This is a genomic window from Phenylobacterium sp. (genome assembly GCF_016793225.1).
In the GTDB taxonomy this organism is placed as follows: Bacteria; Pseudomonadota; Alphaproteobacteria; order Caulobacterales; family Caulobacteraceae; genus Phenylobacterium.
Map to the genome: position 1 here is coordinate 1 of NZ_JAEUMN010000056.1, position 26,574 is coordinate 26,574.

Genomic DNA, 26,574 nt, shown 5'->3' on the forward strand with positions numbered 1-26,574 from the left:
GGGTGGACGATGATCGGATCGGCCGGGCCGTCGGCGTTCTTGGGTCCCGTGAGCGAGCGCCCCTGCAGGCGTTCCTTGGCGAACGCCGCCGCCGCCTGGTAGGCGGCCTCGGCCTGGGCCACGCCCTGCAGCCCCACGCCCAGCCGCGCCTCGTTCATCATCACGAACATCAGGCGCAGGCCCTGGTTCTCCTCGCCGATCAGCCAGCCGGTGGCCTCCTCGTGGCTGATCACGCAGGTGGCGTTGCCGTGGATGCCCATCTTCTCTTCCAGGCCCAGGCACTTCACCGAGTTGCGCACGCCCGGCCTGCCCTCGGCGTCCGGGATGAACTTCGGCACGATGAAGAGGCTGATGCCCCGGACGCCGGCCGGCGCGCCTTCGATCCGCGCCAGGACCAGATGGACGATGTTCTCGGTCAGGTCCTGCTCGCCGCCCGAAATCCAGATCTTCTGGCCCGAGATGCGGTAGGTCCCGTCGGCCTGCGGCACGGCCTTCGTGCGCAGCAGGCCGAGGTCGGTGCCGCAGTGGGGCTCGGTGAGGTTCATGGTGCCGGCCCACTCGAACGAGGCCAGCTTGGGCAGGTAGAGGTCCTTCTGCGCCTGCGAGCCGCCCACGTGGATCGCCGAATAGGCCCCGTGGGTCAGGCCCGGGTACATGGCGAAGGCCATGTTCGCGCCCGACGTCATCTCGGAAACGGCCATGTTGACCACGTGCGGCAGGCCCTGGCCTCCGTAGGCGGGGTCCGAGCCCAGCGCGGGCCAGCCCGCCTCGACGAACTGGCGGTAGGCGTCCTTGAAGCCGGCGGGGGTCGTGACGCTGAAGTCCGGGCTCCAGGCGCAGCCCTCCTTGTCCCCTACGCCGTTCAGCGGCGCGAGCACCTCGGAGGTGAACTTCCCCGCCTCGTCCAGGATGGCCTCGACCGTGTCGATCGAGGCGTCGGCGAAGGCCGGCAGGTTGGCGTAGCGCTCCAGCTGCAGCACGTCGCGCAGCAGGAAGACATAGTCCCGCACGGGGGCCTGGTAGGTCATGCTCAGAACTTCCCTCCGCTCATCCCGACGACGGCCGGGACCCAGGTCTCAGGCCGGGTCCGGCCGGGATGCGCCGCGAGCGTTATAGAACCCGCGCTCGCGGTTCGCCATCGGGCTCCCGGCGATCGCCGGGACGAGCCTGGGAAGCGGGCTTACGCCTCCACGCCGTCGAGCTGGCGGCGCATGGTCTGGTCGTAGGCCTCGGCGCGGGGCAGCAGATCGGGGCGCGTGGCCGAAAGGCGGCGCTCCATCTCGGTGATCCCGGCCTGCAGCTGGGCGATCGCATCGTCGATGTCGGTCTTCTGCTGCTCGAGCGCGACGATCCGCTCCTTGAACTTCCGCAGGCTCTTGGCGGCCTGCTGGGCGCCCGTGTCGTCGGCTTCGTAGAGGTCCAGGATCTCGCCGATCTCGGAGAGCGAGAGGCCGACGCGCTTGCCGCGCAGGATCAGCTGCAGCCGGGCGCGGTCGCGGTAGGAATAGACGCGGTTCATCCCGTCGCGCGCCGGGTTCAGCAGGCCCTTGTCCTCGTAGAAGCGCAGGGCGCGCGGGGTGCATTTGAACTCGAGGCAGAGCTGGCGGATCGTGTAGGTCCGCAGCGGACGACGCAGGTCCATGGGCATTGGTGGCCTCCCTCGTATTATCGTTGATAACAAACCCTACGCGGCTTTCCGTTTACGTCAAGGGAGACTCGCCGCGTCAACGACCCGAAACGAGCAACTCATGCCCCTGATCGCGGGCCTGGGGATGCCGTGGAGGGCGATTGTGCCTCGCAAGTCGGACGGGAACGTGGCGAAGCTGCGCAGGATGGATGACGCTCTGGCGACGCGGGCGCCCGGCCGCTAGGCTCGCCCTCGAACGGCCGGGGGATCCGAGTTGAAGCGTTTCTGGTTGGCGGCCACGGCGGCCGCGGTTCTCACCTGGTCCACGCCCGCGCTGGCGGCCCGTCCTGCGCCTCCGCCGGACGCCCTGGCGGGCCTGACCCGGCAGGAGGGCCTGGTCCCGATCTATGTCGATGCGGCCAGGGGCCGGATCCTGGCGGCCCTGCCCGCGCCCGGCGCCGACGGGGTCGCGGGCCGCTACCTCTATGTGACGGCGCTGAGGACCGGCCTGGGGTCCGCGCCCGTCGGGCTCGACCGCGCGCGCCTGGGCGACACCCAGGTCCTGGCCTTCCGCCGCGTGGGGCCGCGGGTGCTGGCCGAGTTCGAGAACCCCCGCTTCCGGGCCGCCGGGGCGCCCGAAGCCGAACAGGCCGCCGCGCGCGAGGCCTTCGCCACCTCGGTCGTCTGGCAGGGGAAGATCGAGCAGACCCTGGCCGACGGCCGGCTGCTGGTCGACCTGTCCGGCTTTCTCACCCGCGACGTGATCGGCATCGCCGACGCCCTGAAGCAGGGCGGGGAAGCCGGCTTCAAGCCGGTGGCGGAACTGTCGATGGCCGATCCCGCCGCGGTCCGGGTCTTTCCCGAGAACGTGGAGTTCGAGGCGCTCCAGACCTTCGCCTCCGAGACGCCCGGGCCCGAGGTCCGCAACATCGCGCCGGACCCGCGGCTGGTGACGCTGGCCGTGCGGCACAGCCTGGTGAAGCTTCCCGAGCTGGGCTACACGCCGCGCCCCTTCGACCCGCGGTCCGGGGCCTTCGACGGCCTCGTGATGGACTACGCCGCCCCGCTCGACCGCGACATCGTCCAGCGCTATGCGCGCCGCTTCCGGCTGGAGAAGACCGACCCGGCGGCCGCGGTCTCGCCGGTCAGGAAGCCGATCGTCTTCTACGTCGACCGCGCGGCGCCCGAGCCCGTCCGCACCGCCCTGGTGGAGGGCGCCCGGTGGTGGGCGGCCGCGTTCGAGGCGGCGGGCTTCAAGGACGCCTACCGCGTCGAGGTCCTGCCCGAGGGCGCGGACCCGCTGGACGTCCGCTACAACGTCATCAACTGGGTGAACCGCGCGACCCGCGGTTGGTCCTACGGCCAGGCGGTGACCGACCCGCGCACCGGCGAGATCGTCAAGGGCTCGGTGCTGCTGGGGTCGCTCCGCGTCCGGCAGGACATGCTGATCTTCGAGGGCCTGGTCGGCGCGGACGAGAGCGGCAAGGGCGGACCGAACGATCCGATCCAGGTGTCGCTCGCCCGCCTGCGCCAGCTTTCGGCCCACGAAGTCGGCCATTCGCTCGGCTTCGCGCACAACTTCGCCGCCTCGTCGCAGGACCGCGCCTCGGTGATGGACTACCCCGCGCCGCGGGTGAAGCTGACGGACGGCAGGATCGACCTGTCGGACGCCTATGGCGTCGGGGTCGGCGCGTGGGACCGGTTCATCGTCGACTGGCTCTATGGCGACGGCGATCCCGAGGCCAAGGCTCGCAAGGCCGCCGCCACCCTGCGCTACACCGCCGACAACGACGCCCGGCCGATCGGCTCGGGCCAGCCCCACGGCGCCATCTGGGACGACGGCGCCGATCCGGTGGCCGAACTGGCGCGGGTGATGACCGTGCGGCGCGCGGCGATCGCCGGCTTCGGCCCACAGGCGCTGCGCCCGGGCGAGGCGGCGCAGGCGCTCAAGCGCAAGTACGCGCCGATCTACCTGCTGCACCGCTACCAGCTCGAGGCGGCGGCCAAGGTGCTGGGCGGCGTGGACTTCAGCTACGCGGTGAAGGGCGACGCCTCGGCGACGGCCGCGGTCGTTCCGGCCGACCGGCAGCGCGCGGCGCTCGCCGGCCTGCTCGCCGCCATGGCCCCGGAGGCGCTGGACACGCCCGAGGCGCTGATCCCCCTGCTGTCGTCGGGCCAGTCCGGCGACACCGACCGCCAGTACCAGATCGAGGTCTTCGACGGCGCGGGCGGCCCCGTGTTCGACAGCCTTTCTGCGGCCGACGTGGCGGCCGGCCTGGTCTTGGACAACCTCCTGGCGCCCGAGCGTCTCACCCGCCTCGTGGACCAGCGCCGCCGCGATCCGGCCCAGCCGGGCGTGGGCGAGGTCGTGGACCGGCTGCTGACGCAGGCCTTCGCGCCCGCCTCCGGGCGGTACGCCGAGATCGCGCGCCGGGTCCAGACCCGGACGGCCCTCGAGCTTGCCGCGGCCGCGCGCCGCCCCGATGTGGCCCCGGCGGCCAAGGCCGAGATCGGCCAGCGCCTCTCGGACCTCGCGGCGCGCCTGAAGGCCGCCCAGGGCGCCGACGCCTCGGAGCGCGCGCACCGCCTGACGCTGGCGGCCCTGCTCACCGACAGGGACGAGCTGGCGCGTGTCCTGGCCCAGCCCAAACGGCGGCCGGAGGCGCCGCCCGGCATGCCGATCGGCTCGGACGAGGACTGAACGGCGCGGCTCAGCCCGCGACGAGCTCTCCGGCCAGGGCCCGCTCGATCAGCTCGATGGTCCGGTCGACGCCGAACATGGCGACGAAGCTGCCGAAGCGCGGCCCCTGGCTCTGCCCCAGCAGCACCTCGTAGAGCGCGGCGAACCAAAGGCGCAGCGGTTCGAAGCCGGCGGCCTTGCCCACCTCGAACACCTCGTTCTGGATCGCTTCGGCGTCCGCCCCCGCCGGCAGCGCGCGCAGCTTTTCCACGAGCGCCCGCATGGCCGCGTGCTCCTGCGCGGTCGGCGCGCGGAACCGCTTCGCCGGCTTCACGAAGTCCTCGTAGTAGTTGATCGCGTAGCCCGCGAGCTTGTCGAGCAGCGGCTCGCTGGCCGGCGTCGCGCCCGGCAGGTACCGGCCGATGAAGGCCCACAGCAGGTCCTTGGTCGAGGCGTCGGCCGCCGAGACCAGGTTCAGCAGCAGCGAGAAGCTCACCGGCGAGCCCTTGCCGGGCGGGTGGCCGCCGTGGACGTGCCAGGCGGGGTTGTCGAGCTGCGCCGCGTTGTCGCCCTCGGCCTTCTTGCGGTTCAGCGCGTCGAGCTGCTGCAGGTACTCGTCGGTCGCCTTCGGGATCACGTCGAAGAACAGCCGCTTCGCCGACTTCGGCGACTGGTACATGTAGTAGGTCAGGCTCTCGGGCGTGCCGTAGCGCAGCCACTCCTCCATGGTCAGGCCGTTGCCCTTGGACTTCGAGATCTTCGTGTTGTTCTCGTCCATGAAGAGCTCGTAGTGGAACGCCTCGGGCGGCGTCCCGCCCAGCGCCTGGCACACCCGGTTCGAGACCCGCACGGAGTCCACCAGGTCCTTGCCCGACGCCTCGAAGTCCACTTCCAGCGCCGTCCAGCGCGCCGCCCAGTCGGGCCGCCACTGCAGCTTCACGTGGCCGCCGGTGACGGGGACTTCGGTGAGCTCGCCGTCCTCGTCCCGGAAGACGATCGTGCCCCGCTCGACATGCCGCTCCAGGGTCGGGACCTGCAGCACGCGGCCGGACTTCGGGCTGATCGGCAGGAACGGCGAATAGGTCGCCCGCCGCTCCTCGCCCAGGGTCGGCAGCATGATCGACTGGATCTTGTCGAACCGCGCCAGGATGCGGAGCAGGACGTCGTCGAACCGGCCGGACCTGTAGGTCTCGGTCGAGCTCATGAAGGTGTAGTCGAAGCCGAAGCCGTCCAGGAAGGCGCGCAGGCGGGCGTTGTTGTGCGCCCCGAAGCTCTCGTACTCGCCGAACGGGTCGCGCACCGACGTCACCGGCTTGTCGCGATCCTCCTCCAGCATCTCCCGGTTGGGCACGTTGTCGGGGATCTTCCGGAACCCGTCCATGTCGTCGGAGAAGACGATCAGGGTCGTGGGGATGGCGTCCTCGGTCAGCGCCCGGAAGGCGTTGCGCACGATGGTCGGCCGGGTCGCCTCGCCGAACGTCCCCAGGTGGGGGAGGCCCGAGGCGCCGTAGCCGCACTGGAACACCACCGGCTTCGCCAGCGCGGGCAGGGCGGCGACGGCCTCCAGGTACTTGCCCTCGCCGAACATCGTGGCGGCCAGGTCGCGCTCGGCGTCCGACAGGCGCAGGCGGGTGACGCGGTCCAGGAGCAGGCGCGCCTGCTCGAACGGCCAGCTCCGGGCCTCGCGGGCCTGGTGGGAAAGTCCTTGCAGCATGGCTGCGCGGCCTACAGCCCATGGGCCGGACGCTCAAGCGCTATGAATCGTCACGGGACCATCGTCGAACCGCAGCGCGACTGACACGCGGGCCGCCTAAGCGGCTGCCTCAGTCAGAAGGGGATGTCCATGACGCGCTGGATTTGCACCGTGAGCGGAGCGGCGCTGGGCGCTGCGCTCGCCGCTTCGCCGGCTCTCGCCCAGGAGGCGGTCGAGGAGCTGGTGGTGACCGGCCAGCGCGCCTCGCAGCAGCTGGCCATCGAGACCAAGCGGGAGGCGCTCGGCGTCGTCGACGCGATCGCGGCCGACGACATCGGGCGGCTGGCCGACAAGAACGTGGCCGAGAACCTAGAGCGGTTGCCCGGCGTCGGCGTCGCCTACGACCAGGGCGAGGGCCGCTATGTCTCGATCCGCGGCACGCCCTCGACGCTCAACAACGTGACGCTGAACGGCGTCGAGGTGGGCAACCCGGACGGCGACAGCCGCGCCCTGCCGCTGGACATCGTCAGCGGGCAGTTGCTCGGGCGCCTCGAGGTGCTGAAGGCGGTGACGCCGGACCGCGACGCCCAGGGCATCGGCGGGACCATCAACCTCGTCACCCGATCCCCCTTCGACTCCGGCAAGAACCTCACGGCCCAGGTCTCGGCCCAGGTCGGCTACCAGGAGTTCAACGAGAAGACCCCCGTCCAGGGCGACGTGACCCTCGGCATGGTCCGCGGCGACTGGGGTGCGCTGCTGGGCGTCAGCTACTCGTACCGCGACTACCGTTCGGACGGCCTCTTCCCGGACGACTGGCGCACCGTGCCCGGCGTCGCCCGCGGCGGCCTGCCCATCAACCTCAAGTTCACGAACTACACGCTCGAGCGCGAGCGGATCGGGGTCAGCGGCGCCGTGGAGTGGCGGCCGAGCGACGACGACCGCGTGTTCTTCCGCGGCCTGTATTCGCGCTTCACCGAGAACGAGTACCGCCAGCGGTTCCGGCTGGATTTCGCGTCGAACCTCGCCAACGTCACCCTCAACCCGGACGGGACGACCGGCGTCGCGCGCAACGTCGAGGCGCGGCAGGACCTGCGCACGGAATACAAGGAGAAGTCGCTCTCCACCTTCCAGCTGGGCGCCTGGCATGTCCGCGGGCCCTGGCGGGTCGAGTACGACGTCTCCTGGGGCTACAACGAGCTGATCGAGCCCAACCAGCTCTGGCTGTTCCGGGGCGGCGCCGCCACGGTCGACTTCGACATGGGCCCGCTGCTCTACACCGCCACGCCGCGCAACCTGGCCGCCAGCGACCTGGGCTTCCGCCAGTACACCGCGCAGGACGAGAGCGGCGAGGAGACGAACAAGGCCGCCCGCTTCGACCTGCGCCGCGACCTCGACATGGGGAACGAGAGCTTCCTGAAGGTCGGGTTCAAGCTGCGCGAGACCGACAAGAAGTTCGACGGCCGCACCGACCTGTTCGAGCGCGCCGCGGCCGCCGCCAACCGGTTCACCCTGGCCGACTTCGGCCTGCGGGGGCCCGACATGGCGGTCTCGCTGGGCGAGGCCGCCTACGCGAACCGCTTCGTGATCGACGAGGATGCGATCAAGGCGTTCACCGCGCAGAACCTGAACGGCCCCAGGATCGTCCGCAACAACGCCACCAGCCTGTCCAACGACACGCTCAGCGACTACAGCCTGACCGAGCGCGTGGCGGCGGGCTACGCGATGGCGAACATCGACCTCGGCGCGGTGACCGTCCTGGCCGGATGGCGGGTCGAGTCCACCGAGACCGACATCCGCGGCTTCCGCCTCAGCGGCGGCGTGGTCACTGCCGTCCGGCGCAGCGGCGAGTACAGCGACTTCCTGCCGAACGTGCACCTGCGCTGGACGCCCGCGGAGGACGTCATCGTCCGCGCCGCCTACACGCACACGCTGGGCCGACCGCAGTACCCGCAGCTTCGGCCGGGCGGCCTGCTCACCGTGGTGACCAACCCGGACGGAACGCTCGACGGCGAGCTCTCGGAAGGCAACGTCGACCTGGACCCGTTCCGGTCCGAGAACTTCGACCTCTCCGTCGAATGGTACTTCGCGCCGGGCGGGCTGCTTTCCGCGGGCGCCTTCCTGAAGCGCATCGACGATCCGATCTTCAGCTTCCGCGAGACGCGGACCGGCGTGCAGCTCGACGGCCGCACCTTCAGCCGCCTCTTCTACACCCAGCCCCAGAACGCCGAGCGGGGCGAGATCCGCGGTCTCGAAGTGCAGTACCAGCAGCAGTTCACCTTCCTGCCCGGCCTGTGGGGCGGGTTCGGGGTGGCGGCGAACGTCACCCTGACCGACTCGGACCTGACCGTCCCGGGCCGCGGCGAGTTGCCCTTCATCGGCCAGTCCGACCTCCTGTGGGGCGCCCAGCTCTTCTACCAGAAGGGCCCGATCGAGGCGGCGCTCTCCTACCACCACACCGGCAAGGCGCCGCAGTCGATCGGCGGCAATCTCGACGCCGACACCTTCGATGACGACTATCGCCGCCTGAACGCGAAGGTAAGCTATGCTCTGAGCGATCGCGTCGAGGTGTACGTGGACCTGCAGAACCTGACCGACGAGAAGCTGCGCGAGTACCAGGGCGGCCGCGAAGACTGGCTGACCAACTACGAGCGCTACAAGCGGACCTACTACGTGGGCGTGCAGGCCCGGTGGTGACCGACCGGCGCCATCTCTTGCGCCAGGCCGCGTGGCTCGCGGGGGCGGCGCTCATGCCGGGCGCGTGGACCTCGGCGGTCGCGCAGACGCGGATGGCCGAGTATCCGTTCGGGCTCGGCGTGGCCTCGGGCGATCCGACGGCCGACGGCGTGGTCCTCTGGACGCGCATCGCGCCGCGGCCGCGCGAGCCCGGCTTCGGGATGGGCCGGGCGCCGGTCATCGTCGAGTGGCTGGTGGCCGAGGACGCCGGCCTGACGCGCGTCGCGCGCAGGGGCCAGGCCATCGCCGCCTGGGAGGCCGGCCACGCCGTGCATGTGGAGGTGGGCGGGCTGCGGCCGGACCGGGAGTACTGGTACCGCTTCACCGCCGCGGGCCACCAGAGCCCCTTGGGCCGCACCCGCACGGCCCCGGCGGCCGGGGCGCCGGTCGAGCGGCTCCGGCTCGCCTATGGCTCGTGCCAGAAGTTCGAGGCCGGCTTCTGGTCCGCGCACGCCGGCATCGCCGCCGAGACGCCCGACCTGGTGCTCTTCCTCGGCGACTACATCTACGAGCAGGCCGCCAAGGCGGGCGCGCTGCGGGCGCACCCGCCGCAGGAGCCGGTCGACCTCGACGGCTACCGCCTGCGGCACGCCTGGTACCGGGCCGACGGCGACCTGCAGGCCGCCCATGCCGCGGCGCCCTGGATGGTGATCTGGGACGACCACGAGGTGGTCAACGACTACGGCCGCGACCAGGACCGCAGCAACCCCGACCCGAAGGCGTTTCTTCGCCGCCGCGCCGCCGCCTACCAAGCCTACTACGAGAACATGCCGCTCCGCCGGAAGCAGGTCCCGGTGGGCCCGGACCTGCAGCTCTACCGGTCGCTGGACTGGGGAAGCCTGGCCCGGCTGAACTTCCTCGACACCCGCCAGTACCGGGATCGTCGCACCTGCGAGGCGGTCTCGGACGAGAAGCGCATCCCCTACGACTGTCCCGACCGGACGGCCGCCTCGCGCTCGCTGCTGGGGCGGACGCAGGAGCGCTGGCTGGAGGGCCGCGCCAAGGACAGCCCCGCGCGCTGGAACGTGCTGGCCCAGCAGTACTTGATGGGCGAGCTCAAGCTGGACGACGGCCGCGTCTCGAACGACGGCTGGGACGGCTACGCCCAGACCCGGCGGCGCGTGCTGGAGACTTGGCGCGACGCGAAGACGCCGAACCCCGTGGCGCTTGGCGGCGACATCCACTGCTTCTTCGCCGGCGACCTCGCCCTGCGGCCGGGCGATGCGCCGCTCGCCAGCGAGTTCGTCGGCGGCTCGATCAGCTCGCTGGGCGCGGCGAACGATAGCCTCGCCGCCAGCGTGGCGCGCAATCCGCACCTCAAGTTCGCCGAGGGCCAGCGCCGCGGCTACGGCCGGGTGGAGCTCACCGCCCGGGATTGCCGGGTCACCTTCCGGGCGGTGGACAATGCGTTCGTGCCGTCCTCGCCCGTGCGCGACCTGGCCGCCTTCGTCGTCGAGGCGGGCCGGCCCGGACTGTCCCGTGCTTGAAGTCCTGCTGGCCGCCGCCGTGGCCCTCACCCGCCTCCCCGCGCCCGAGGCCGACCAGGGCGTGGCGGTGGACGCCCGGTCGATCTACGCCGTCGATAACTCGGTCATCGCGCGGTACGACCGGAAGACCGGCGCGCGCCTGGGCGAATTCCGCGGCGACCCGGCGAAGTTCCCGCACATGAATTCCTGCGCCGTCATCGGCGCCGAACTGGTCTGCGCGGCCTCGAACTATCCCAAGGTCCCGATGACCTCGCAGGTCGAGGTCTTCGACCCGGCCACGCTGCGCCACCTGCGCACGATCCCGCTGCCGGGCGCGCCGGGGTCGCTCACCTGGGTCGACCGCCACGGCGGCGGATGGTGGGCGGGGTTCGCCAACTACGACGGGCGCGGAGGAGAGCCGGGCCGCGATCACCGCGCCACCACCGTCGTCCGCTTCGACGACGGCTGGCGCGAGGCGGCGCGCTGGACGTTTCCGCCCGAGGTCCTCGGCCGCTTTGCGCCCTACAGCAATTCGGGCGGCGCCCTGGGGCCCGACGGGCGGCTCTATGTGACCGGCCACGACCGTCCGGAGCTCTATGTGATGGAGGCGCCTCCGGGCGGCGGCGTCCTGAAGCTGGTGGCGACGGTGGGAATTCCGGTCCCCGGCCAGGCGATCGTCTTTGACCCCAGCCAAAGCGGCGTCATGTTCGGCGTGAATCGGGCCGCCCGCGAGGTGGTGGGCTTTCGGCTGCCGCCGCTGGAGACGAAATGAACCGCAGAACGATCCTGGGCCTGGCCGCCGCCTGCGCCGCGCTCGCAGGCTGCGCCGCGCCCAAGGAGGCCGAGCGCCAGGAGATCGTCTTCTCGATCCTCTCGGCCGAGAGCCAGGCCAGCGCCGAAGCCGACTGGGCGCCCTTCCTGGCCGACATGTCCAAGGCCCTCGGCCGGCCGGTGAAGGCGTACTACGGCTCCAACTACACCGCGCTGGTCGAGGCCATGCGGTTCAAGCAGACCGACCTCGGCTGGTTCACCAACCAGTCGGGCCTCGAGGCCGTGCGCCGGGCCGGCGGCGAGGTCTTCGCCCGGTCGGTCAACCCGAACGGGGTCGACGGCTACGAGGCGGTGATCATCGTGAAGAAGGGGTCGGGACGGACCCTCGACGACATCCTGAAGTGCGACCGAAGCCTTTCGTTCGGCATGGGCGATCCCAAGTCCACGTCGGGCACGCTGGCGCCGATGACCTACCTCTTCGCGCCGCGGAAGATCGACCCGGCCGCGTGCTTCAAGACCGTCCGCTCGGCCAACCACGAAACCAACCTCTTCTCCGTGTCGGGGGGCCTGCTCGACGCCGCCACCAACAACACCGCCTCGATGGAGCGGCTTCAGCTCCTGGACACGGACATCGCGCGTCGCACGCTTTCGTCGGTGGAGATCGTCTGGCGCTCGCCCAGGATCCCCGAGGATCCGATCGTCCGGCGCAGGGACCTGGATCCGGCGCTCCGGAAGCAGATCGACGACTTCATCTTCGGCTATGGCGTCGGCGAGACGCCCGAAGCGTCGCGCCAGCGGGCGGTGCTGGCGAAGATCCAGACGCTTCCCTTCAAGCCTGCCGACGCGAGCCACCTGCTGCCGGTGCGGGAGATGGAAGCCACGGGCCAGCTCATCGAGGCGCGCAACCGCAACGACGCCGCCGCCGTCGGCCGGGCCGAGGCGGCGCTGGCCGAAATCGCGAGGGAGCGCGCCGCGAAGCCCTGACGGCCGGCTTCAGAGCGCGTCCCCACAAGTGGGATCGAAAGCGCCCAAGCTCTCGCTTTAGCCTCTAGACGGTCCAGACCTCGCCGTTGCGCACCGCGACCGGCCAGGGCGCGATGCGCTGGCCATGGCAGGGGCCGGACACGCAGAGCCCGTCCAGGGTGAACAGCGCGCCATGGCCGGCGCACAGGATGTGGCGCTGGTCGCGCGTCAGGTAGCGGTCGTCGAGGGGCGCGAGCGGCCAGCCCGCGTGCGGACACGAATCCACGAAGCCCGCAGCCCCGTCGCCCTGGCGGAGCACGAAGCCGGCGAACAGCCGATCGCCCTCTCGGAAGCGGAAGGACTTGCCGCCCGGGTCGCCGATCTCGTCGAGGGCGCACAACCGCACGCCAGCCGGCGGACGGGCGGGATTGGCAGGCTCAGAGCTGGCCAACGGTGACGCGGAACGGGCGGATCTCCACCCGCTCGAACAGTCCAGCCAGGGCGTAGGGGTCGTCGCGCGTGAACGCCTCGGCGGCGGCCAGGTCCGGCAGGTCCAGGATCAGCATCGACCCGGCCATGTCGCCGGCGTCGTCGAGGAGCGGCCCGCCGACCTTCACCTGGTCCAGCCGTTGGCGGACGTACGCGAGGTGCGCCTCGCGCGCGCCCATCCGGACGTTCAGCGAATCGGGCTTGTCGATACAGGTGAGCAGAAACAGCGGCATTCAGGTCTCCTCGCGCAGGGGGCGGGCGAGCAGGCCGCGGATCGCGTCGTCCACGCCGACCTCGCCCGCCAGGATCGCGGCCACGGCCTCGCAGATCGGCGTCTCGACCCCCAGGCGGCGCGCCAGGTCGCGCACCGCGGGCGCCGACGCCACGCCTTCCGCCACCGAGAGCTTTCCGGCCAGCGCCTGCTCCAGCGTCTGGCCGCCGCCGAGGGCCAGCCCGACGCTCATGTTCCGCGACTGCGGGCTGGAGCACGTCAGCACCAGGTCGCCCAGCCCGCAGAGGCCCGCGACGGTCTCCGCGTGGCCGCCCAGGGCGATCGCCAGCCGCGTGAGTTCCGAGAAGCCGCGGGTGATGAGGGACGCGTGGGCCGATCGGCCAAGGCCGCGGCCCTCCGAGATGCCGCAGGCGATGGCGAGCACGTTCTTCACCGCGCCCCCGGCCTCGGCTCCGGCGAGGTCGCCGGCGAGGTAGGGCCGGAAGGTCGGCGTGGCGATCGCCTCGGCCAGCGCCCAGCCCAGGGCTTCGTCCGCGCAGGCCAGGGTCACCGCGGTCGGCAGGCCGCGCGCCACCTCGCCGGCGAAGCTGGGCCCCGACAGCACCGCGGCCGCGGCCTGCGGGACCGTCTCGGCCAGCACCTCGGTCATCAGCTTCAGCGAGCCCTGCTCGACGCCCTTGGAGCAGAGCACGATCGGCAGGCCCGGCCGCGCGTGGGGCGCGAAGGCCGACAGCGCGGCGCGGGTGTGCTGGGCCGGCGCCACGGCCAGGATGAAATCGCTGTCCGCCAGCGCGGACATCTCGCCCGTCGCCCGGATCATCGGGTCGAGCGGGACGCCGGGCAGGAAGACCCCGTTCTCGTGCCGCAGGTTCACGGCTTCGACCACCTCGGGCTCGCGCGCCCAGAGCGTCACCCCGCGACCCGCCCGGCCGCACACCTGCGCCAGGGCCGTGCCCCAGGCGCCTCCGCCGATCACCCCCACGCGGTCGAGCGCGCCGGTCATGCCTTGGCCCCCTTGCGGCCGGCCTTGTGGGTCGGCGCCGCCGCCGCCGCGACCTCGTCGAGCGGCCAGCGCGGCCGCGCCACGGCGTCCAGCGGGTCGGACAGTCCGGCCGCCAACCGCTCGGCCCCGGCCAGGGCGATCATGGCGGCGTTGTCGGTGCAGTAGGCCAGCGGCGGCGCGGCGAACGCGAAGCCGTTCGCGGCGGCGGCGGCCTGCAGCCGCGCCCGGACGGTCCCGTTGGCGGCCACGCCGCCCGCCACCACGAAGCGCAGGCCCGAGCCGGCGTGCTCCGCGGCGTAGAGCTTCATGGCGCGGTCCGACCGTTCGGCGAGCTGGCCGGCGATCGCCGCCTGCACGGCCGCGGCGAGGTCGCGGCGCTGCGCCGGCGTCGTGGCCCCTTCGGCCAGCCGCGCGGCCGCGGTCTTCAGCCCCGAGAACGAGAAGTCGCAGTCCTTGCGGCCGAGCAGCATCCGCGGCAGCTCGTAGGCCGCGGGGTCGCCGCCCTCGGCCAGCCGCTCCAGCGCCGGACCGCCGGGGTAGGGCAGGCCCAGGGCCTTGGCGATCTTGTCGAACGCTTCCCCGGCGGCGTCGTCGATCGTGGACCCCAGCCGGCGGCACGCGCCGATGCCCTCCACGCTGAGAAGCTGGCAGTGCCCGCCCGAGACCAGCAGGAGCAGGAACGGGTAGGGCAGGTCAGCCGCGAGCCGGGCCGAGACGGCGTGGCCCTCCAGGTGGTTCACCGCGACGAGGGGCAGCCCTCGGGCCAGCGCCACGGCCTTGCCGAACGAGAGACCCACCATGACGCCGCCCACCAGGCCGGGTCCCGCCGTCGCCGCGACGCCGGTGAGGTCGCCGTAGCCGAGGTCCGCCTCGCGCAGCGCCGCCTCGGCGATGGCCTGGATCGACTCCACATGCGCGCGCGCGGCGATCTCGGGCACCACGCCGCCGAACGGCGCGTGCGCGGCGATCTGGCTGCCGACCACCGAGCTCAGCACTTCGACGCGGCCGTCCGCATGGCGGCGCACCACGGCCGCGGCGGTTTCGTCGCAGCTCGTTTCGAGGCCGAGGACGGTCTGGGTGGCGGGTGGAAGCGTGGTCATCCGGTTGCCGGGGGCGGGCGGCTCCTGTAGCAGCCCACGTCAGATTTCGTTCCGAGGTAGACTGCCGCCCGTGGCCACGCAACCTGTCGTCCGTATCGGGGCCCGCGGGTCGAAGCTCAGCCTCGCCCAGGCCGGCCACATGCAGCGCCGCATCGCCGCGCTGCTCGGGGCCGATCCCGCCAACCCCGCCGAGGTGGAGGCCGTCGCCCCCCTCATCGTCATCACCACCACCGGCGACCGGGTGCAGGATCGCCGCCTGCTCGAGATCGGCGGGAAGGGGCTCTTCACCAAGGAGATCGAGGAGGCGATGCTCGAGGGCCGGATCGACTGCGCGATCCACTCGATGAAGGACATGCCGGCGCTGCTCCCCGAGGGCCTGTGCATCGCGGCCGTGCCCGAGCGCGAGGACCCGCGCGACGCCTTCCTGAGCCGCGGTCCGGAACGCCTGGAAGACCTGCCGCAGGGTGCGCGTCTGGGCACCGCCAGCCTGCGCCGCCAGGCCCAGTGCCTGCACCGCAGGCCCGACCTCGACGTCCAGATGCTGCGGGGCAACGTGGACACCCGGCTGGCCAAGCTCGCCGCGGGCGAGGCGGACGCCATCCTGCTGGCCTACGCGGGCCTTCGCCGGCTGGGCCTGGACGGCGAGGTGAAGAGCCTTATCGATCCCGTGGAGTCGCCGCCGGCGCCGGGCCAGGGGGCCCTCGCCGTCGAGACCCGCGAAGCCGACCGCGACAAGCCCTGGGTCGCGGGGCTGGTGTGCGAGACCACCACGCTCTGCGTCGCCGCCGAGCGGGGCGCCCTGACCGCGCTGGAGGGCTCGTGCAAGACGCCGGTCGGCGCCCATGCGTGGCTGAGCGGCGGCACGCTCAACCTCGTCGTCGAGGCCCTGTCCCCCGGCGGCACGGCGCGGTTCCGCCACGTCGGCGCGTCCGAACTCTCGCAGCTGTCCGATCCGATGGCGTCCGCCCGCGACCTCGGCGCCTCGCTCGGCGCGGCGGTGAAGGCCGACGGGGGCGACGCCATCGTCCTCTGACCCGGCGCCGTCGCCCAACGGCCACGCTCGGCGGCGATCTTGGCCCGTGTGGCGATCCGGGGATTGAAGACCGGAGCGGGTGGCCGCATCGTCGATCCCGCCCCCGGCGCCGCCGGACAAGAGACCCCGCCACATGGCCCGAAGGCAGAGGATCTGGATCACCCGCGCCCAGCCCGGCGCCGACGTCACGGCCGAGCGCGTGCGCGCGCTGGGTCACGACGCCGTCGTGGCCCCGCTGCTGGCGGTGAAGGTCCTGCCGGACGTCGAGGTGGACCTGCGCGGCGTCGCGGCGCTCGCCTTCACCAGCGCCAATGGCGTCCGCGCCTTCGCCGACGCCAGCGGCGAGCGCAGCCTCAAGGTCTTCGCCGTGGGCGCCGCGACGGCGCAGGCGGCGCGCAGCGCGGGCTTCCGGTCGGTGCTCTCCGCGGACGGCGACGTGGAGGCCCTGGCCGAGGGCATTGCGGTGCGCCGCGGCGAACTGCGCGGGGCGGTGCTGCACCCGGGCGCGGCCGAGCCGGCGGGCGACCTGGCCGGCTCCCTGGAGAAGCACGGCGTCGAGGCGCGCCGGCTGATCCTCTACGAGACCGCCCCGGTGGCGCTGGAGGCGGCCGAGGCCGAGGACCTGGCCCGCTGCGACGCTGTCCTGCTGCACAGCCCGCGCGCCTCGCAGGTGCTCGCCAAGGTGCTGAAGGCGCATCCCGCGCCCCGCCTGCGGGCGCTGGGGCTGTCCAAGGCGGTGGTGAAGCCGCTGGCGCGCACGCCCATGGCCGCCAAGGCGTTCCCCCCGTTCCCGCTCGAGGCGGCTCTGCTCAACCTGATCGACCGGCGGCCCTGAGCCGGCAGCATGATCCCGCCCGAGCCCCCGGAGGCCGCACAGCCCGATCCCGACGATGCGCCGCTCCGGCCGCTGATGGGACCCGTGTTCTGGATCATGGTGACGCTGTGCGTCGTGTGCGTCGCGGCCGGGATCGGGGTGGCCTGGCTGGGGCCGCGGATCTGGGCGCCCGAAGCGCCGCCGCGTGACGCCGGCGTTGCCTTGCCGCGATCCTGACGGCTATCGGTAGCGCCGAGGCGCGTTCGCGCCCCTTTCGCGTAACCCAAGTGGGCGCCGGACCCGTCCGCCGCGCCGAGCTCCTCGGAGGCGTTGCGCGTGCCCCGGATCGTCTACCTCGTCCCCAATCCCGAGTTTCCGAGCGGGGGCAACAAGATGGCCTTCCGCCACGTGGAGGCCCTGGTGTCCCTGGGCTTCGACGCCGTGGTGCGCGCGCCGCCGTCGGGACCGCTGCCGAGGTGGTTCCGCCACGAGGCGCCGGTCGAGCGCACCTCCGGCGCGCCCCGGCCCGACGACATCCTGGTGTTTCCCGACGACGCCGCGGCCGAGCTGAACGCCGCAGCGGCCCTTCCGAACACCAAGGTCGTCTTCGTGCAGAACCCCTATTCCTCGGTGCTGGGCCTGCCGGCCATTCCCCCGGAGCGCGCCGCCGTCTACCGCACCTTCATGACCTGCAGCGACGGGGTTTCGGCCTGGGTCCGCCGCTACGTCGATCACGACGAGGTGGCGACCGTTCCGGCCTTCGCCGACGAGCGTCTGTTCCGCCCGGCGGCCAAGGCGCGCGTCATCGCGTGCACGCCGCGCAAGCGCCGCAACGAGCTGAGGGTGATCCGCCACCTCTACGCCCGCCTGCGCCCCGGCTGCGACTACCGCTGGGCGCTGATCGACGGCCGCACCGAGGCCGAGACGGCGTCCGCCCTGGCGTCGGCCTCGGTGTTCCTCAGCCTCGCGCGGCTCGAGGGCATGAGCCTGACCATCGCCGAAGCCATGGCCAGCGGTTGCCTGATCGCCGGCTTCACGGGCTTGGGCGCCCGCGAGTACGCCAATGCGGACAACGGCCTGTGGGTCGGCGAGGATGACTGCGAGGCGGCCGCCCACGCTCTCGTCCGGGCCGTGGAGCTGGCCGAGGCGCATGGTCCCGAGGCCGGGGCGATGCGGGCCGGGGCCCTCGCCGCCGCGGGAGGCTGGACCCATGCGGCGTTCGTCCGCACCCTGGACGACTACTGGCGCGCGCGCCTGACGCTTTGCAAATCGTGACCTTGCGGGTAAAAGCCCCGTCCCGGACAGGAGCCGCCATAGCTCAGCCGGTAGAGCGGCGCATTCGTAATGCGTAGGTCGGGTGTTCGAGTCACCCTGGCGGCACCATCCTTCTTCTCTCTTGCGGACGGTCAGGCGGCGGCGAGCCCGCTGGGGGCCATGACCTGGGCCTGGAAGAGATAGCCGCCGCCACGCAGCGTCTTGATCATCTCGCCCGCGCCGTCGCACGTCGCGAGCGTGCGGCGCAGGCGCGCGACGCGCGCGTCGATCGACCGCCCGCCCGCCGTGCCGCCCTCGCCGTGGAGCAGGGTCACCAGGGCTTCCCGGCGCAGCACCTCGCCCGGCCGCGCCACGAGCGCGCGGAGAAGGGCGGCGTCGGCGGGGCTCAGCCGGACGGTGCGGCCGGAGGGTGCGGTCACGTAGCCCAGCTCGGCGTCGAACCGCCACGTCTGCGGCGCGCCTTCGGCCTTCCCGCGGGTCTGCCGCGCCGCCCGCCGCAGCAGCGCGCGCACGCGGGCCAGCAGCTCCAGCGGGTGGGTGGGCTTGGGCATCACGTCGTCCGCGCCGAACTCGAGGCCGGCGACGCGGTCCAGGGTGTCCGCGGCCTTCGCCACCACGAGCACGGGCGCCGTCTCCGCCTCGGAGAGCCGGCGGCACAGCGTCAGGCCGTCGGCGTCGGGCAGGGCGGTCTCCAGGATCACGAGGTCGGCGCCGGCGGCGTCGAGCATGGGCTGGGCTTCGGCGGCGCTCTCGGCGCGCGAGACCTCGAAGCCGTGCCGCCGCAGCATGTCGGCGCCCGGCTCCACGGCCGCCGCGTCCGAATCGATCCAGAGGACCCGGGGCGCATGCGCCGGCGCGGCGGAGCGCGGGAACGCTGCGCCCGCGGCGAATTCGAAGGCGATGGCGGTCATATCAGCCTCTTCCTGCAATCGACCGGACGCCGAGGGTTCCGATGCCTGATGACTTTAGACTGCAAAGGATAGAGACTGTGACGACTTGTCGTCATACTTTCCATGAACGCCATTCATGTGTCACATGCATGTGACGACTGAAACCTACATCGACCGCTGTTCTCTTTTTGCAACATTCTTCCGGCAACGTATGCCGGCGCTGGCGGGCGCCGAATCCTGGCGGCGTCCGAGCCCGGCCTCGCGCGAGAGCAACTAAGAGACTGGATAAGAACGCGAAAACGGACTTCAGGACTGAGCGCGATGTGACGCGCTTGCGGCGACACATGAACCGACTTCATGTCTCGCATAAGACAAATTCAGTAAAGCCAAGCTGAGCGCGACAATAGTTTTCCTCCAGGCGGCGCTGTTCGCGCGGTCGGGCGCCCCCGGCCGTGTCCAGGGGGCCGGCTTTCATGTGGGGATCGGCCCGGCGCGCGCGTTGCGCCGCCGGCCGTTGGAGGATTTTGACCTTGAACATCAAGAGCATGCGCGCACGCCTGCTGGCGTCATCGATGATCTGTGGGGTGGCGCTCGGGGCCGGTCAGGCCCAGGCGCAGGCGGCTGGCGACGCCGACGAGGTGTCGGAGGTCGTCGTCACCGGGACGCGGATCCCGACGCCCAACCTGACCAGCGTCAGCCCGGTCACGGCCATCAACGCCCAGGACCTGAAGGCCCAGGGCGTGACGCGCGTCGAGGACATGATCAACTCGCTGCCGCAGGCGTTCGCCGCCCAGGGCGCGGCCATCTCCAACTCGTCGACCGGCACGGCGACGGTGAACCTGCGCGGCCTCGGCGCGACGCGGACCCTGGTCCTCATCGACGGCCGGCGCCTGATGCCCGGCACGCCCAACACCCTGGGCGGTTCGCTCTCCGCCGACCTGAACTTCATCCCGGCGGCGCTCGTGCAGCGGGTCGACGTGCTCACCGGCGGCGCCTCGGCCGTGTATGGCGCCGACGCCGTGGCCGGCGTCGTGAACTTCATCATGCAGAAGAACTTCGAGGGCGTGCGCCTCGACGCCCAGTACGGCCTCTACCAGCACAACCAGCATTCCGACATCGCCGACGTCGTGCGCGCCAAGGCCGCCACCTCGGCCCAGCCCCAGTTCTACGCGCTGCCGAAGGACAACGTCCGCGACGGCGAGTCGACGGAAGTGACCCTGGTGATCGGCGTCAATGCGCCGGACGGCAAGGGCAACGCCACGCTCTACGCCGGCTACCGCCACGTCGAGCCGATCCTGCAGGCCAACCGCGACTTCTCCGCCTGTACGCTGAACTCCGGCACGCCCGACTTCGCGGCCGGGGGCTGCGGCGGTTCGGGCACGGCCTTCCCGGCGCGCTTCGGCCCGCTGAACGGCGGGAACATCGTCGACACCTCGGGGCCCGGGAACACCTTCCGGACCTCGAACGCCAACGACGTCTACAACTTCGGCCCGCTCAACTACTTCCAGCGCCCCGACGACCGCTATGTGCTGGGCGGGTTCGCCGAGTACGAGGTCGCCTCGTGGGCCACGGCCTACGCCGACCTGATGTTCATGGACGACCAGTCCACCTATCAGATCGCGCCGGGCGGCATCTTCGCCGGCAACTTCACGTTCAACTGCTCGAACCCGTTCCTGTCGGCCCAGCAGCGCGGCCGCCTCAACGCCACGGCGGCCTCGGGCGGCGGCACCTGCGCCACCAACCCCAACGGCCTGGTCACGGGCACGGTCGCGCGCCGGAACGTGGAAGGCGGCGGCCGGCAGGGCACCACCCAGCACACCCAGTACCGCTACGTGATCGGCCTGAAGGGCGACCTGAACGACAACTGGAACTACGACCTGTTCATGCAGTACGGCCGCGTCTCGTTCGGCCAGGTGCAGACGGCGTTCTTCCGGACGCAGGCCATCACCAACGCGCTGAACGTGGTGTCGGTGAACGGCGTGCCGACCTGCACGTCGGTGATCAACGGCACCGACACGGCCTGCGTGCCCTACAACATCTTCCAGGTCGGCGGCGTGACGCCGGCGGCGCTCAACTACCTGCAGACGCCCTCCACCCAGAACGGCAACCTGCATGAGCGCGTGGTCAACTTCTCGCTCGGGGGCGACCTCACGGACTACGGCGTCAAGACGCCCTGGGCCGAGCAGGGCGTGGGCGTGTCTTTCGGGGCCGAGTACCGTCGCGAGACCCTCGACTACGCGGCCGACTTCGTGGCCTCGTCCGGCCAGCTCAACGGCGCCGGCGGGGCGAACCCGCCGGTCAACGGCAGCTTCGATGTCTACGAGGCGTTCGCCGAAGCCCGGATCCCGCTGGTCTCCGACATGCCTTTCGCGCGCTCGCTGCAGATGGAACTGGCGTTCCGCTACTCCGACTACTCCACGATCGGCACGACCGAGACCTACAAGCTCGCCGGCGACTGGGAACCGGTGGAGGACCTGCGGATCCGCGCCAGCTACCAGCGCGCGGTGCGCGCTCCGCACGTGCTGGAGCTCTTCAGCCCCCAGAACGTGGTGCTGAACGGCACCCAGGATCCCTGCGCCGGGCTCGCGGCGGGCAACCCGCTGGTGGCCACCTGCGCCCAGGCGTTCGGCCTGACGACCGCCCAGGTCCTGGCGATCGAGAACAACCCGGCCAACCAGTACAACGGCCAGCTCGGCGGCAACCCGAACCTGGATCCCGAAACCAGCGACACCTATTCGTTCGGCGTCGTGGTCCAGCCGCGGTTCCTGCCCGGCTTCAACGTCTCGGTGGACTACTTCAACATCAAGGTGAAGGACTACATCGGCCAGATCGGCCAGGACGTGACCATCAACCAGTGCCTGCAGACCCTCGATCCGTTCTTCTGCAGCCTGGTCAATCGTGACGCGCAGGGTTCGCTGTTCCTGTCGCCGCAGGGCTTCATCGTCGACACCACGCTCAACACGGGCGCCCTGCGCACCAAGGGCGTGGACGTCAACGCCAGCTACCGCACCGATCTCGACAACTTCGGGATGGAGAACATGGGCGGCCTGACCTTCAGCTTCGTGGGCACCTGGCTCGACGAGCTGGCGATCCAGACGCTGCCCGGCCTGCCGTTCTACGACTGCGCCGGCTTCTACGGCTCGATCTGCTCGGTGGCTGGCGGCCTGACCTCGCCGAATCCCGAATGGCGGCACAAGGCTCGCCTCACCTGGCGCACCCCGCTGGAGTACGGCGAGTGGTTCAAGGACTTCTCGCTCTCGCTGCAGTGGCGCCACTTCAGCAAGGTGACGCTGGACGCCTATTCGAACGATCCGCAGCTCAACAACACCGGGCTGCAGTACGAGTCGGACCGGGTGCTGCGCAGCCGCGACTACTTCGACCTGACGGCCACCTGGACGATGCGGGACAACCTCAACTTCCGGGCCGGCGTGAACAACATCTTCGACAAGGACCCGCCGCTCACCGGGGCGTCCAGCTGCCCGGCCGGCCCCTGCAACGGCAACACCTGGCCGCAGCTCTACGACTCCTTCGGCCGCTACCTGTTCATCGGCCTGACGGCCGACTTCTAGGACCTCCCGACGGAGGGCCCCCGCTCGCGCGGGGGCCTTTTCGCATGCGTGGGGAACCCGCGGCCGGACCGGGAATTCCGGCCTCCCATGCCCCGGACCAGCGTCTCCGCCTACTACCGTTCGGAAGCCGAGCGCGTGCAGCGCCTCGCCGACGCGGCCCAGCCGGGGCGGGGGCGGGAGGTCTTCAGCGAGGCGGCCGCCGAATACCGCCGGCTGGCCCACCGTCATGCGCCGGCGCGGCCACCAGAGCCGCCGCACGAGCCGCCCATGCAGCCGGCCGCCGTCCGCTAGCGCAGGCTACGTGGAAGGCGCCCGCTCAGGCCGCGTGCAGCACCGGGGCCGGGCCGGGGTCCAGGGCGCCCGCCAGCCAGTCCACGAACGGCCGCACCAGGTCCGCGCGCGGCGAGGCCGGGTTCCAGACCGCGGTGTAGTCCTCGCGCAGCGCCGCCTCGGCGTCGAAGAGCCGGACCAGGCGGCCGGTCCGCAGGTCGTCGCGCACGAGCAGCCCGCGGGCGAGGCACACGCCGGCGCCGTTGCGCGCCAGTTCCAGCGCGGCCAGCGGGCTGTCGGCGATCAGGGTCGCCGGCGTCGGCAGCTCGGAGAGGCCGATCTGCTCCAGCCAGACTCGCCACGGGTGCTCGGGCTGATGGATCAGCGCGGCCCGCACCAGCTCCTCGGGGCGCCGCGGCAGGTCGGGCCCCGGCGCGGCCACCGGGAAGAGGACCTCGCCCGCCAGGCGGCGCTGGGTCAGCCCGGCGCAGGCGCCGGCGCCGTACAGGACCGCGACGTCCGCCTCGCCCGCGGTGACCTCGGCGGCGCCGTTCACGGTCCTGAGCTCGATTTCGCGATCGGGATTGCCGGCCAGGAACTGGGGCAGGCGTGTCGCGAGCAGGCGTTCGGCCACCCCCGCGCTGGCGGCGACCACCAGGCGCGCCCGGCCCGGCCGCGCGGGCGTCTCGAAGGCCTCCGAGATCAGGTTCAGCGACAGACGAAGGCGGCTCACGAACGCACGGCCCGGCTCGGTCAGCGCGACGGTCCGGCCGTAGCGCTCGAAGAGGTCCACCCCCAGCCGGAGCTCCAGCGAGCGGATCGCATGGCTGATGGCGCTCTGCGTCAGGTTGAGCTCGTCCGCGGCCTTGGTGAAGCTCTCGTGCCGCGCGGCGGCCTCGAAAGCGGCTATGGCCCTGAGCGATGGCGGACGCACCGGCACGCGCGATCTCCCTCTCCGTGAGACTTCCGGAGGCCAGCATGACAGCGGCCGCTTCGGCTTCATGGGAATTGCGGCGAGGGGCGTCGCGCCTCGGCCGAAAGGTCGGGGTTTGCAGCGGGCGGACAGGCGGCCGCGACAAGCGGTCGCAGCCGGGGGCGCCGTCGCGGCGCGGGGCGCGCGAAAGCCGCGGGTCGCCCCGAAATGCGCCCGGAATTGCGGCGAACGGCGCAGCTGCGTCGACCAGCGGCCTTGGTTGTGGCGCCGAAGGCGTCAGAATGCCCGCCTGGGGGAGGCACGATGCGTCTGCCGCGCGTCAACAACTACCTGGTCGCGAACTTCGTCCTCTGGACGCTGACCTACGTCATCGTGACCGCACGCATGATGGCCGACCCCATGCCGCACGCGGGGGAGATGGCGCTGCGCCGCCTGGCCATGGCCATCTTCGGCTTTGCCGCCTGCCTCCTGATCGGCCGCATCCTCTCGGCCCTGGCCGACCAGCCGATCTGGCGGCGGCTCGTGGCCGCCGTGGTGCTGTCGATCCTGGGGGGCTTCGCCTACGCCTACCTGAACTACGTCGTCTTCTACCTGATCGCGCCGCTGTGGAAGGTCGAGCCCCTCTCGCCGATCTCGCTCTCGTTCACCGCCTCGATGTTCTTCTGGACGTTCATCAGCTGGTGCGCCCTCTACTTCGCCATCCGCTACGAGGAGGAGCTGAAGGAGAAGAACCTGCGGCTTCTGGCGTCGCAGGCCATGGCGATCGACGCGCAGAACCGGATGCTGCGCTACCAGATCAACCCGCACTTCCTGTTCAACACCCTCAACGCGCTGAGCTCGCTGATCCTCGCCAAGGAGAACGAGCGGGCCGAGCGGGTGGTGCTCTCGCTGTCCTCCTTCCTGCGCCACACGCTGGAGAAGGAGCTGCCCGACAAGGCGCCGCTCTCGGACGAGATCGAAGCCCAGCGCCAGTACCTCTTGATCGAGCAGGCGCGGTTCGAGGACCGGCTGAACTACGTGGAGAACATCCCGGCCGACCTGCGCGACGCCCTGGCCCCCAGCCTGATCCTGCAGCCGCTCGTGGAGAACGCCGTCAAGTACGGCGTCGCGCGCTCGAACGCGCCGGTCACCATCGAGATCTCGGCCGAGGCCTCGAACGGGCGACTGCGGCTGACCGTCTCGGACGACGGCAAGGACGGCGCCGGGCATGCGCCGCCGAAGCTGGGCCTGGGGCTCGAGAACGTCCGCCGCCGGCTGGAGCTGATCTACGGCAAGGCCGCCGAGCTCACCTGCGGCCCGCGCCGCCCCCAGGGCTTCCTGGCTTCGGTCGAAATTCCATTGGAGCGGGCATGATCCAGGACATCGCGCAGGCGACGACGCCCCTGCGGGTGGCGATCGTCGACGACGAACCCCCGGCCCTGCGACGGCTGCAGATGGCCATCGACAAGGCGCGTGACGCCGAGGTGGTGGGCCAGGCCAGCACCGGCGAGGAGGCCCTGCGCCTCATCGCCGGCGGCGGCGTCGACGTGGTCCTGCTGGACATCCGCATGCCGGGCCTGTCGGGCCTCGACCTCGCCCGGGCCATCGATCCCGAGCGGGCGCCGGCCTTCATCTTCGTCACCGCCTTCTCGCGCTTCGCCACCGATGCGTTCGAGCTCGCGGCCGTGGACTACCTCCTGAAGCCGGTGGAGTTCGACCGTCTGCACGCGGCGCTGGAACGCGCCCGCAAGGCGCTTCAGAGCCGGGCCGCGCGGTCCCGCATCGTGGAGCTGGAGGAGGTGGTCGCGGCGCTGCGCGCCGCCGAGACCGAGCCGCCCGCCAGCGGCTTCGCCGAGGAGATCTGGGTGCCGGACCGCGGCGACCGGCTGCGGCTGCCCGTGGCGCTGATCGACTGGGTCGAGGCCGAGCGCGACTACGTGCGCATCCACAGCCGGGGCCGCAGCTTCCTCGTGCGCAAGGCCATCCGGAAGCTCCAGGCCGAGCTGGACCCGGCCGACTTCCTGCGCGTCCACCGCGGCGCCCTGGTCCGGCGCGACCGCATCGTCCGCCTGGCGCGCCGCCCCGGCGGCCCGTCGGCCGTCGTGCTGCAGTCCGGCGCCGAGGTGCCGGTCGCCCGCCGCCAGGCGGCGCAGGTGAAGAAGATCGTCGGCGCGCGCGGCTGAAGCCGGCCTACACCGGCGCGCAGGTCTGCAGGTTGACGGGCATCGCTTCGCCGCGCGTCCACCCGTCGGCGGCTTTCGAGAACAGTGCGAACGACGAACCGGACTTGCCGGTGGAGCCGTCCGGGTTGCGGCCCGCGAAGGTCATGGCCGCGATCACCTGCGCCGTCACGCCCCGCTGGGCGTCGGCCGCGCCCACGGCGTGCTCCGCCTTGCAGGTCACCTGGAAGTCCTGGCAGCCCTTGCCCTCGACCTTGGCCGAGCAGGCCGAGTGGGTCGCCTCGATGTCCTTGCTCCACTGGGCGATCAGTGGGCGCAGGGCCACGTTGGGGTCGTCCGAAGCGGCTGCGTCGCCGCCCCCCGAGCTGCAGGCCGAGAGGACGGAAAGGGACAGGCCGGCGACGGCGAGGATGCGGATCACGGAGCGCTCCAGGGACATGCGGCGGAGCGCATAGCGTGAAGATCAAGGCGAGGGTGTGACGAAATGGCCGCGCAAAGGCAAATAGCGCCCCAGCGCCCGGTTTCGCCGCAGAAACGCACAGGGGGCTGTTCCCGTCGCGGGGCGAGCGCTGGAAGCCGGACGGAAGGACCTTCCCGACCATGCTCCCCCCTTGGGGGAGCTCGCGAAGCGAGAGGGGGAGGGCGGTAGGGGACGGTCCGGGGCGGAAACCCCCTCCCCGCCGCCGCTCCGCGCCGCCGGACCTCCCCCAGCGGGGGAGGACCTTCCCGACCATGCTCCCCCTTGGGGGAGCTCGCGAAGCGAGAGGGGGTGGGTTTCTGCGGACACGCGGGGGCGGGAACCCCCTCCCCGCCGTCGCTCCGCGCCGCCGGACCTCCCCCAGCGGGGGAGGACCTTCCCGACCATGCTCCCCC

At 71.8% G+C, this 26,574-nt stretch carries 23 protein-coding genes and 1 tRNA gene; 14 read left to right on the plus strand and 10 right to left on the minus strand.

Annotation, left to right across the window (positions count from 1 at the left end; translation table 11 throughout):
• Both JNK30_RS06575 and JNK30_RS06580 read right to left on the minus strand, forming a co-directional pair.
• On the minus strand, positions 1–1,028 hold a 1,028-nt coding region (locus tag JNK30_RS06575), incomplete at its 3' end, for an acyl-CoA dehydrogenase family protein (RefSeq protein ID WP_293481259.1).
• 152 nt (positions 1,029–1,180) lie between these two features.
• A complete protein-coding gene (locus JNK30_RS06580) occupies positions 1,181–1,648 on the minus strand; it encodes a MerR family DNA-binding transcriptional regulator (RefSeq protein WP_293481260.1) in 468 nt (155 codons plus the stop codon).
• 253 nt (positions 1,649–1,901) lie between these two features.
• Here JNK30_RS06580 and JNK30_RS06585 point away from each other — a divergent pair, with 253 nt between their 5' ends.
• A complete protein-coding gene (locus JNK30_RS06585; protein ID WP_293481261.1) occupies positions 1,902–4,328 on the plus strand; it encodes a zinc-dependent metalloprotease in 2,427 nt (808 codons plus the stop codon).
• 10 nt (positions 4,329–4,338) lie between these two features.
• Here the strand turns inward: JNK30_RS06585 and JNK30_RS06590 are convergent, their stop codons facing one another.
• A complete protein-coding gene (locus tag JNK30_RS06590) occupies positions 4,339–6,021 on the minus strand; it encodes a lysine--tRNA ligase (RefSeq protein ID WP_293481262.1) in 1,683 nt (560 codons plus the stop codon).
• A gap of 129 nt (positions 6,022–6,150) precedes the next feature.
• Here JNK30_RS06590 and JNK30_RS06595 point away from each other — a divergent pair, with 129 nt between their 5' ends.
• From JNK30_RS06595 to phnD, 4 genes are read left to right on the plus strand one after another with little or no spacing between them, the layout of a single operon-like run.
• Entirely contained in the window at positions 6,151–8,694 is a 2,544-nt protein-coding gene (locus JNK30_RS06595; RefSeq protein ID WP_293481263.1) for a TonB-dependent receptor, read from the plus strand.
• Positions 8,691–10,220 (plus strand): alkaline phosphatase D family protein, encoded by a 1,530-nt coding sequence (locus JNK30_RS06600; protein ID WP_293481264.1) that lies wholly within the window; start codon positions 8,691–8,693, stop codon positions 10,218–10,220. Before JNK30_RS06595 ends, JNK30_RS06600 begins: the two co-directional genes overlap by 4 nt.
• Complete coding sequence (locus tag JNK30_RS06605) at positions 10,213–10,971, plus strand: hypothetical protein (RefSeq protein WP_293481265.1); 759 nt, start codon at positions 10,213–10,215, stop codon at positions 10,969–10,971. The genes JNK30_RS06600 and JNK30_RS06605 overlap by 8 nt, the downstream gene beginning before the upstream one ends.
• Positions 10,968–11,954 carry a phosphate/phosphite/phosphonate ABC transporter substrate-binding protein gene (phnD, locus tag JNK30_RS06610; protein ID WP_293481266.1) on the plus strand — a complete coding sequence of 329 codons (987 nt, stop codon included), beginning with the start codon at positions 10,968–10,970 and terminating at the stop codon, positions 11,952–11,954. Before JNK30_RS06605 ends, phnD begins: the two co-directional genes overlap by 4 nt.
• 64 nt (positions 11,955–12,018) lie before the next feature.
• On the opposite strand, the gene JNK30_RS06615 is transcribed toward phnD, so the two are convergent.
• The 4 genes from JNK30_RS06615 to tsaD are packed head-to-tail and all read right to left on the minus strand — an operon-like array spanning position 12,019 to position 14,757.
• Positions 12,019–12,384 carry a Rieske 2Fe-2S domain-containing protein gene (locus tag JNK30_RS06615; RefSeq protein ID WP_293481267.1) on the minus strand — a complete coding sequence of 122 codons (366 nt, stop codon included), beginning with the start codon at positions 12,382–12,384 and terminating at the stop codon, positions 12,019–12,021.
• Complete coding sequence (locus JNK30_RS06620) at positions 12,371–12,655, minus strand: YciI family protein (RefSeq protein WP_293481268.1); 285 nt, start codon at positions 12,653–12,655, stop codon at positions 12,371–12,373. Before JNK30_RS06620 ends, JNK30_RS06615 begins: the two co-directional genes overlap by 14 nt.
• Positions 12,656–13,657: an NAD(P)H-dependent glycerol-3-phosphate dehydrogenase gene (locus JNK30_RS06625; protein WP_293481269.1), complete on the minus strand. Its 1,002-nt coding sequence runs from the start codon at positions 13,655–13,657 to the stop codon at positions 12,656–12,658.
• Positions 13,654–14,757: a tRNA (adenosine(37)-N6)-threonylcarbamoyltransferase complex transferase subunit TsaD gene (gene tsaD / locus JNK30_RS06630; protein WP_293481270.1), complete on the minus strand. Its 1,104-nt coding sequence runs from the start codon at positions 14,755–14,757 to the stop codon at positions 13,654–13,656. Before tsaD ends, JNK30_RS06625 begins: the two co-directional genes overlap by 4 nt.
• A gap of 70 nt (positions 14,758–14,827) precedes the next feature.
• On the opposite strand from tsaD, the gene hemC reads away from it, so the two are divergent.
• The 5 genes from hemC to JNK30_RS06655 all read left to right on the plus strand — a co-directional run bounded on the left by hemC (position 14,828) and on the right by JNK30_RS06655 (position 17,987).
• Positions 14,828–15,790 carry a hydroxymethylbilane synthase gene (gene hemC, locus JNK30_RS06635; RefSeq protein WP_293481271.1) on the plus strand — a complete coding sequence of 321 codons (963 nt, stop codon included), beginning with the start codon at positions 14,828–14,830 and terminating at the stop codon, positions 15,788–15,790.
• 133 nt (positions 15,791–15,923) lie between these two features.
• Positions 15,924–16,625: a uroporphyrinogen-III synthase gene (locus tag JNK30_RS06640; protein WP_293481272.1), complete on the plus strand. Its 702-nt coding sequence runs from the start codon at positions 15,924–15,926 to the stop codon at positions 16,623–16,625.
• A 9-nt stretch (positions 16,626–16,634) separates the two neighbouring features.
• A complete protein-coding gene (locus tag JNK30_RS06645; RefSeq protein WP_293481273.1) occupies positions 16,635–16,841 on the plus strand; it encodes a hypothetical protein in 207 nt (68 codons plus the stop codon).
• A 99-nt stretch (positions 16,842–16,940) separates the two neighbouring features.
• Positions 16,941–17,879 (plus strand): glycosyltransferase, encoded by a 939-nt coding sequence (locus JNK30_RS06650; protein ID WP_293481274.1) that lies wholly within the window; start codon positions 16,941–16,943, stop codon positions 17,877–17,879.
• Positions 17,880–17,911: 32 nt separating this feature from the next.
• A tRNA-Thr gene (locus tag JNK30_RS06655) sits at positions 17,912–17,987 on the plus strand.
• 23 nt (positions 17,988–18,010) lie between these two features.
• Here the strand turns inward: JNK30_RS06655 and JNK30_RS06660 are convergent.
• Positions 18,011–18,790, minus strand: a complete 780-nt coding sequence (locus JNK30_RS06660; protein WP_293481275.1) for a response regulator transcription factor — start codon at positions 18,788–18,790, stop codon at positions 18,011–18,013.
• Between the two features lie 524 nt (positions 18,791–19,314).
• Between JNK30_RS06660 and JNK30_RS06665 the strand changes: the two genes are divergently transcribed.
• Together JNK30_RS06665 and JNK30_RS06670 are read left to right on the plus strand one after the other, a co-directional pair.
• On the plus strand, positions 19,315–22,338 hold the full coding sequence (locus tag JNK30_RS06665) for a TonB-dependent siderophore receptor (protein ID WP_293481276.1): 3,024 nt from the start codon (positions 19,315–19,317) through the stop codon (positions 22,336–22,338).
• A gap of 87 nt (positions 22,339–22,425) precedes the next feature.
• Positions 22,426–22,629, plus strand: a complete 204-nt coding sequence (locus tag JNK30_RS06670) for a hypothetical protein (RefSeq protein WP_293481277.1) — start codon at positions 22,426–22,428, stop codon at positions 22,627–22,629.
• Between the two features lie 25 nt (positions 22,630–22,654).
• Here the strand turns inward: JNK30_RS06670 and JNK30_RS06675 are convergent, their stop codons facing one another.
• A complete protein-coding gene (locus tag JNK30_RS06675; protein WP_293481278.1) occupies positions 22,655–23,548 on the minus strand; it encodes a LysR substrate-binding domain-containing protein in 894 nt (297 codons plus the stop codon).
• A gap of 297 nt (positions 23,549–23,845) precedes the next feature.
• Between JNK30_RS06675 and JNK30_RS06680 the strand changes: the two genes are divergently transcribed.
• The gene (locus JNK30_RS06680) at positions 23,846–24,895 is read left to right on the plus strand and encodes a sensor histidine kinase (RefSeq protein ID WP_293481279.1); all 1,050 of its coding nucleotides are present in this window, start codon (positions 23,846–23,848) and stop codon (positions 24,893–24,895) included.
• A complete protein-coding gene (locus JNK30_RS06685) occupies positions 24,892–25,704 on the plus strand; it encodes a LytTR family DNA-binding domain-containing protein (RefSeq protein WP_293481280.1) in 813 nt (270 codons plus the stop codon). Before JNK30_RS06680 ends, JNK30_RS06685 begins: the two co-directional genes overlap by 4 nt.
• A gap of 7 nt (positions 25,705–25,711) precedes the next feature.
• On the opposite strand, the gene JNK30_RS06690 is transcribed toward JNK30_RS06685, so the two are convergent.
• Positions 25,712–26,122 carry a hypothetical protein gene (locus tag JNK30_RS06690; RefSeq protein WP_293481281.1) on the minus strand — a complete coding sequence of 137 codons (411 nt, stop codon included), beginning with the start codon at positions 26,120–26,122 and terminating at the stop codon, positions 25,712–25,714.
• Positions 26,123–26,574 lie beyond the last annotated feature (452 nt).